The 1,988-nt window shown below is 50.8% G+C and carries 12 tRNA genes; all 12 read right to left on the bottom strand.

From position 1 onward, the window contains the following. Positions 1 to 894: 894 nt before the first annotated feature. Positions 895 to 976 (bottom strand) — tRNA-Leu (locus A8990_RS31185). Positions 977 to 983: 7 nt separating this feature from the next. After that, positions 984 to 1,060: transfer RNA gene (locus A8990_RS31180), tRNA-Arg, on the bottom strand. A 20-nt stretch (positions 1,061 to 1,080) separates the two neighbouring features. Continuing rightward, a tRNA-Cys gene (locus tag A8990_RS31175) sits at positions 1,081 to 1,154 on the bottom strand. Between the two features lie 10 nt (positions 1,155 to 1,164). Then, positions 1,165 to 1,239: transfer RNA gene (locus A8990_RS31170), tRNA-Gly, on the bottom strand. 7 nt (positions 1,240 to 1,246) lie between these two features. After that, a tRNA-Gln gene (locus A8990_RS31165) sits at positions 1,247 to 1,321 on the bottom strand. Positions 1,322 to 1,349: 28 nt separating this feature from the next. Next, positions 1,350 to 1,425: transfer RNA gene (locus A8990_RS31160), tRNA-His, on the bottom strand. Between the two features lie 17 nt (positions 1,426 to 1,442). Beyond that, positions 1,443 to 1,516, bottom strand: a tRNA-Trp gene (locus A8990_RS31155). Positions 1,517 to 1,519: 3 nt separating this feature from the next. Further along, positions 1,520 to 1,603, bottom strand: a tRNA-Tyr gene (locus tag A8990_RS31150). Positions 1,604 to 1,606: 3 nt separating this feature from the next. Further along, positions 1,607 to 1,682: transfer RNA gene (locus A8990_RS31145), tRNA-Thr, on the bottom strand. Positions 1,683 to 1,698: 16 nt separating this feature from the next. Continuing rightward, positions 1,699 to 1,774 (bottom strand) — tRNA-Phe (locus tag A8990_RS31140). Positions 1,775 to 1,791: 17 nt separating this feature from the next. Beyond that, positions 1,792 to 1,868: transfer RNA gene (locus A8990_RS31135), tRNA-Asp, on the bottom strand. Positions 1,869 to 1,902: 34 nt separating this feature from the next. Next, a tRNA-Met gene (locus tag A8990_RS31130) sits at positions 1,903 to 1,979 on the bottom strand. Positions 1,980 to 1,988 lie beyond the last annotated feature (9 nt).

The following is a 1,988-nucleotide window of genomic DNA, read 5'->3' as shown; positions in this document are numbered from 1 at the left end:
AGCACTATGCGTCAGCTATGCACTTCCGCCACCTCGCGGTGTGCTAGAGACTTTCACTCCTTAGTCGATTGCGCTGCCAAGCGCACAAAAGACCGCTCTCCCATCCGGAGAGCGGTCTTTTTGCTTTATTAGTGATCTATGTCCGGCGCCTCTTACATCAAAATCATAATCATGCTCAGCTCAATCTTTTGTCGTCGCTCGTCGCCATCACACATCACTTATCCAGCGCTCGCTCCTACGCCCCTCCAGCCTGTCACTATGCTCTCTTTCTTACCTTAAGCGGCTTCTATCGCCGTCTACTATCTCACTTGTCCTAAGACCCTTCTGAACCGCCCACAAAAGCTTCTCTTTTAGCATGCTCACGTGTTACCCTGTAACTCTCACCTGTCGTGCAGCCATTACAGATCACTAATCTAATACACGATCCTATGCCCTTCTGGCCTGTCTCTACGCTTTCTTTCCTGTCTTAAGCACTTCTACCGGCTTCTCGTCTCCCACATTTCCTACAGGCCTTCTGAGCCGCCCAAAGATGTTACTCTTTCAGCATGCTCACGTGCTACCCTTTAACTCTCACTTTGATCTATATCCTGGTGCCTATAGTGCCATTGTTGGTTGTTTGAACCTAGGCTTCCATTATGATCTCTTTCCAGCGTCTTATAAGGCCTCCTGAGCCATCCTACGACTACGGCCACTCTGCCCTCGCCGCTTTACCGGCTGCCTGTTTCTAAAAGTCATTTGCAACGTCCGAAGCAGCTGCAGCGTATAGCTCCAGATCAAATTCTCACAGACATGTGAGATCTCCACAGGACCAGAACTTATAAACCTACATCATGTCCAGAAATAATAAAAAAACCTGTAGGATCATTGATCTTACAGGCTGTCTTGTTATTTAAGTGGTGCCGGCGAGAGGACTCGAACCTCCACGGTTTCCCTCACGATTTTGAGTCGCGCGCGTCTGCCATTCCGCCACGCCGGCTAACTTATGGCGCGCCCTAAGAGATTCGAACTCCTGACCTTTTGATTCGTAGTCAAACGCTCTATCCAGCTGAGCTAAGGGCGCTCATTGTTTCAGAAAAATTGTGGAGGCGCCACCCAGATTCGAACTGGGGGTAAAGCTTTTGCAGAGCTCTGCCTTACCACTTGGCTATGGCGCCAGAAATGAAATGGAGCGGAAGACGGGAATCGAACCCGCGACCCTCGCCTTGGCAAGGCGATGCTCTACCGCTGAGCCACTTCCGCATATTAATGGCTGGGGATCTAGGATTCGAACCTAGGAATGACGGAGTCAAAGTCCGTTGCCTTACCGCTTGGCTAATCCCCAACAATTTGAATTTTGTTTGTAGTTGTTATGGGGCGACCGATGGGAATTGAACCCACGAATGCCGGATCCACAAACCGGTGCGTTAACCACTTCGCCACGATCGCCATACAACTATGAAATTTGGCAGGGGCAGCAGGAATTGAACCCACACCAAAGGTTTTGGAGACCTTTGTTCTACCTTTAAACTATGCCCCTAAGTGGTGGAGGATGATGGATTTGAACCACCGAACCCGAAGGAAGAGATTTACAGTCTCCCGCGTTTGGCCACTTCGCTAATCCTCCACATGGTGCCGGCGATAGGAGTCGAACCCACGACCTACTGATTACAAGTCAGTTGCTCTACCAACTGAGCTACACCGGCATATTTAATTTTTAAATGGTGGCTCGGGACGGAATCGAACCGCCGACACGAGGATTTTCAGTCCTCTGCTCTACCAACTGAGCTACCGAGCCGAAAGTTAAGGTTATAATGGCGGAGCCGACGGGATTCGAACCCGCGGTCTCCTGCGTGACAGGCAGGCATGTTAGGCCTCTACACCACGGCTCCACATTATAGTTCTCGGTATGAAACCGAAGGTAATTGGTTGCGGGGGCAGGATTTGAACCTGCGGCCTTCGGGTTATGAGCCCGACGAGCTACCGGGCTGCTCCACCCCGCGTCAGTAAAA

The organism is Paenibacillus taihuensis, assembly GCF_003386535.1.
Lineage (GTDB): Bacteria > Bacillota > Bacilli > Paenibacillales > Paenibacillaceae > Paenibacillus_Z > Paenibacillus_Z taihuensis.
This window is presented reverse-complemented; position numbering and strand designations above follow the sequence as displayed.